Here is a 5,520-nt window from a genome sequence, read left to right as displayed (position 1 = left end):
GTGAAATCGAAGCGCGTTTGCGCGAGCAGGTCAGCGTCGGTGAAACCGTGGTGGTCGCCCAGGAGGGCCCGACCGGCAAGCAGTTGGTGGCCTATGTAGTACCGGCAGATGCCAGCCTGGCAGACCCCGCCGAGTTTCGCGATGCCCTGCGGCGAGCCTTGAAAGCCGACCTGCCGGACTACATGGTGCCCAGCCACTTCGTATTCCTGGCGCAAATGCCGCTGACCCCCAACGGCAAGCTCGACCGCAAGGGGTTGCCATTGCCGGATGCGAGCCAGATGCAGCAACAGTACGTGGCCCCGCAAACCGAGCTTGAACAACAGATCGCTGCGATCTGGGCCGACATCCTGCACCTGCCGCAAGTGGGCCTGAACGACAACTTCTTTGAAGTCGGCGGCCATTCCTTGCTGGCGATCCAGATCACCTCCCGGGTGCAAGCCGAATTGGGCCTTGACGTGCCGCTGATGGAACTGTTCCAGACCGATTCGCTGCGTGCCTACGTGCAGGCGGCAGCCACTTTCCGCGCCGGCAGCGTGGAGGATTTTGATGACCTGCGTGACTTTTTGAGCGAACTAGAGGCGATTTGAACCATGCTTTCCAACCCTAATATCGACTTGGTGTCGCGCTTTCTTCGCTTGCCTCTGGAGCAGCGCCAGCAGTTTTACCAGCGCCTGCAAAGCCGGGGCATGAGTTTCGCTCAACTGCCGATTGCCTCGATCCGCGAGGACGGCCAACATCTGCCGCTGTCCTACGCTCAAGAGCGCCAGTGGTTTCTTTGGCAACTGGATCCGGACAGCACCGCCTATCACATCCCCGGCGCCCTGCGTCTGCACGGGCACTTGGACCTGGCGGCATTGCAGCGCAGTTTCGACAGCCTGCTGGCCCGGCATGAGAGCTTGCGCACACAACTGGTCGAGGACGGCGAACGCCTCTGGCAAGCGGTGATGCCCCAGGCGCGGGTGCAGATCCACCAGGCGCGTATCGACGAGGCACAGTTGATGGCGCGGGTGGAAGCCGAAGTCGCACGGCCGTTCGATTTGCGCCAGGCGCCGTTGTTGCGCGTGACGCTGCTGCAACTGGCCGAAGATGAACATGTGCTGGTGATGGTGCAGCACCACATCGTGTCCGATGGTTGGTCGATGCAAGTGATGGTCGAAGAGCTGGTGCAGTTCTACGCTGCTCACAGTCAGGGCCATGATTTGCAACTGCCTGAGCTGCCGATCCAGTACGCCGACTACGCCCTGTGGCAACGAGGCTGGATGGAGGCCGGAGAGCAGGCGCGCCAGCTGGCCTATTGGCAGGCCCTGCTGGGCGGCGAGCAGCCGGTGCTTGAGCTGCCGCTGGACCGCTCGCGTCCGGCGCAGCAAAGCCATCGCGGTGCAAGCGTGCAGGTGCATCTGCCACCGGCTCTGGTGGCCGGTCTCAAGCGCCTGGCGCAGCAGGAGGGTGTGACGGCGTTCATGCTGTTGCTGGCGTCGTTCCAAGCCCTGTTGTATCGCTACAGCGGGCAGTCGGACATTCGTATTGGCGTGCCGAATGCCAACCGAAACCGTGTCGAAACCGAGCGGTTGATCGGCTTCTTCGTCAATACACAGGTGCTCAAGGCTGACCTCGACGGGCAGATGAGCTTTGCCGAACTGCTGCAACAAACCAAGCGTCGCGCCCTGGAGGCCCAGGCCCATCAGGATCTGCCGTTCGAACAACTGGTGGTGGCGTTGCAGCCCGAACGCAGCTTGAGCCACAACCCATTGTTCCAGGTGATGTTCAACCACCAGACCGATGCCCAGGGCGGCCGCGAAGGCCAGCAGTTACCGGGCCTGCGTGTGGTGGAACTGGAGTGGGACAGCCCGACCACCCATTTCGATCTGAGCCTGGATACCCATGAATCCGCCGAGGGCCTCTGGGCTGCGCTGACCTATGCCACTGACTTGTTCGACGCCGCTACCGTCGAGCGCTTGGCGCAGCACTGGCAGCACGTGTTGCAGGCGGTGGTGAACGCACCGCGCAGCCGTCTCTGCGAGCTGCCGATGCTGAGTGCCGTGGAGCAACAGGTGATGCTCCAGGATTGGAATGCTCCGGCGTGTGCCACCACCCTGCACGCGGTGCACCGGCTGTTTGAAGCCCAGGCCGACCGGCAGCCAGGCCGCCAGGCCCTGGCCCTGGATGACCAGGCCCTCAGCTATGGCGAACTGAACCGCCAGGCCAACCGTCTGGCGCATTACCTGCTGACCCAGGGCATCGGCCCTCATGGGCCGGTGGGGATCTGCATCGAGCGCTCCTTTGCCATGGTGGTCAGCTTGCTGGCGGTGCTCAAGACGGGCGCAGCCTATGTGCCGTTGGACCCTGAGTACCCGCGCGAACGCCTGGTGCATATGCTTGAGGACAGCGGCGTCGGCCTGGTGTTGACTCAATCCCACCTGCGCGGGCGCCTGCCGTTGCCGGCTCATGTGTCGTCCGTGGATATTGATCTGGCCCCATTGGCGCAGTGCTCCGAGGACAATCTACCGACTGATGTCGAGCCCCAGAGCCTGGCGTACGTGATCTACACCTCCGGCTCCACCGGCAAGCCCAAGGGGGTTGCCATCAGCCATGCTGCCCTGAGTGAGTTCGTTGGCATCGCGGCGGATTACTCGCAACTGGTTGCCCAAGACCGGGTGTTGCAGTTTGCCACCCTGAACTTCGACGGTTTTGTCGAGCAGTTGTACCCGGCCCTGACCCTCGGTGCCACCGTAGTACTGCGCGGCCCGCAACTGTGGGACGGTGCCGAGCTGTATCGGCAGATCATCGCCCAGGGCATCACCTTGGCCGACTTGCCCACGGCCTACTGGAAGCTGTTCCTGCAAGACTGCCTGGCAGCGGGCCCGAGGTCTTATGGTGCCTTGCGCCAGATCCATATCGGCGGCGAAGCCATGCCGTTGGATGGCCCACTCCTGTGGCAGCGCGCCGGGCTCGGCCATGTGCGCTTGCTCAACACCTACGGGCCTACCGAGGCCACTGTGGTCTCCAGTGTGCTGGACTGCACCGACGCGAGCGCCGTCAGCGCCGCCGGTGCCAGCCCGATTGGCCGGGCGCTGCCAGGGCGTGGTCTGTATGTGCTGGACCGCGACCTGAACTTGCTGGCGCTGGGCGCAGTCGGTGAACTCTATATCGCCAGCGCCAGTGGCTTGGCCCGCGCTTATTTACAACGGCCGGGCCTGACTGCCGAACGTTTCGTCGCGGACCCGTTCGGCGCCGCAGGCGAGCGCCTGTACCGCACGGGCGACCTGGCGCGTTATCGCGCCGACGGCGTGGTGGAGTATGTCGGGCGGGTCGACCACCAGGTCAAGATCCGTGGTTTCCGCATTGAACTGGGTGAGATTGAAAGCGTACTGCTGGCTCAGGACAGTGTGCGTGAAGCCTTGTTGCTGGCGGCTGACAACCAACTGGTGGCCTACCTGGTGCCGGCGCAGACGCTGTCTGAAACCGAGCGCGCGGAGGCTGGCGAACAACTGATGCTGACCTTGCGTGAACACCTGCCGGACTACATGGTGCCAGCGCACCTGATCTTCCTCGACCACATGCCTTTGAACCCCAACGGCAAGCTGGACCGCCAGGCGCTGCCCAAACCCGAAGCCGCCGCCTTGCAACAGGACTGGCTGGCGCCGGTCACGCCGTTGCAGCAACAGGTGGCAGCGATCTGGGCGGATATCCTCGGCGCCGAGCATGTGGGCCTGAACCAGCACTTTTTCGAACTGGGCGGGCATTCGCTGTTGGCGATGCAGGTGGTATCACGGATTCGCCAGACCCTGAGCCTGGAAGTGCCGCTCAAGGCCGTGTTCGAACACCCACGCCTGGAGGCATTTGTCACCGCCTTGCAGGCCCAGGACAGCCCGATGCCGACGGCGCCACCTCTGCTGCCGGCGGGCCGCGAGCAGCCGTTGCCGTTGTCTTATGCCCAGGAGCGTCAATGGTTTCTGTGGCAACTGGAGCCCCAGAGTGCGGCGTATCACATCCCCAGTGCATTACGCTTGAAAGGGCAGTTGGATCCAGGCGCGCTTCAGCACAGTTTCGATAGCTTGCTGGCGCGCCATGAAAGCTTGCGCACCCATATTCGCCAGGATCACGACGGCGCGGTGCAAGTGATTGAACCGCAGGTGGCCTTGCCGATCACCCAGACTGATGTCGATGAGGCCCAGCTTCAGGCCCGGGTAGAAGCGTTGATTGCCCAGCCGTTCGACCTGCAGCAGGGCCCGTTGCTACGCGTGACGTTGCTGCGCCTGGCCGCCGACGAGCATGTGTTGGTGCTGGTGCAGCATCATATCGTCTCCGATGGTTGGTCAATGCAGTTGGTGGTCGAGGAGTTGGTGCAGTTGTATGCCGGTTACAGCCAAGGCCAGGATGTGCCGCTACCGGTGTTGCCGATCCAGTACGCCGATTATGCCGTATGGCAGCGTAACTGGATGGACGCCGGCGAGAAGCAACGTCAACTGGCCTACTGGCGTGAGCTGTTGGGCGGTGAGCAGAGCGTGCTGGAGTTGCCGTTCGACCACCAGCGCCCGGCGGTGCAGAGCCACCGTGGCGCGCGCCTGGCCTTCGAGCTGGCGCCCGAACTCACTCAGGGCCTCAAGGTGTTGGCGCAAGAGCAGGGCGTGACCCTGTTCATGTTGCTGCTGGCATCGTTCCAGACTTTGTTGCACCGCTACAGCGGCCAGGAAGAAATACGCGTCGGTGTGCCGGTTGCCAACCGCAATCGCAGCGAGACCGAGCGGCTGATCGGCTTTTTCGTCAACACTCAGGTGCTCAAGGCGGATGTGCATGGGCAGATGAGTGTCGAGCAGTTGTTGCAGCACGTTCGGCAACGCGCGGTCGAGGCCCAGGCCCACCAGGACTTGCCGTTCGAACAACTGGTGGAAGCTCTGCAACCCGAGCGTAGCCTGAGTCACAACCCGTTGTTTCAGGTCATGTTCAACCACCAGACCGATGTCGGCCAGGTCCAGGTTCAGCGCCAATTGCCAGCGTTGCAGGTGGAAGGGCTGGAGTGGGAAAGCAAGACCGCTCATTTCGACCTGGACCTGGATATCCAGGAGTCCACCGAAGGCATATGGGCCACCCTGGGTTATGCCCAGGACCTGTTCGAAGCTGGCACTGTGCAACGCATGGCGCGCCACTGGCAGAACCTGCTGCAGGGGATGGTTGCCAACCCGCGGCAGCAGCTCAGTCAGTTGAGCTTGCTGGACGCGGCCGAACAACAACAGATCCTGCAACTCTGGAACCGCACGGATTCTGGCTTCTCGGCCGAGCGCTGGGTGCACGAATTGTTTGCCGATCGCGCCCGGGAAAACCCGACGGCGGTGGCGGTGAAGTTCGACGCACAAACCCTGAGCTACGGCGAACTGGATCGCCAGGCCAACCGTCTGGCTCATGCCCTGATTGCCCGTGGCGTCGGCCCGGAAGTGCGCGTGGCCATTGCCATGCCGCGCAGTGCCGAAATCATGGTGGCGTTCCTGGCGGTGATGAAAGCCGGTGGCGTGTATGTGCCGC

The 5,520-nt window shown here is 63.1% G+C and carries 2 protein-coding genes; both read left to right on the top strand.

Going from position 1 to position 5,520, the window contains the following annotated elements:
• Positions 1-587 (top strand): phosphopantetheine-binding protein (locus E4P01_RS13160; RefSeq protein WP_248130060.1); only part of this gene is annotated, 587 nt, incomplete at its 5' end.
• A 3-nt stretch (positions 588-590) separates the two neighbouring features.
• Positions 591-5,520 (top strand): non-ribosomal peptide synthetase (locus E4P01_RS13155; RefSeq protein WP_248130059.1); only part of this gene is annotated, 4,930 nt, incomplete at its 3' end.

The sequence above is a fragment of the Pseudomonas sp. NCIMB 10586 genome, from assembly GCF_023127895.1.
GTDB lineage: Bacteria > Pseudomonadota > Gammaproteobacteria > Pseudomonadales > Pseudomonadaceae > Aquipseudomonas > Aquipseudomonas synxantha_A.
The sequence above is the reverse complement of the archived record's forward strand: the minus strand, read 5'-3'. Positions and strand labels throughout refer to the sequence as shown.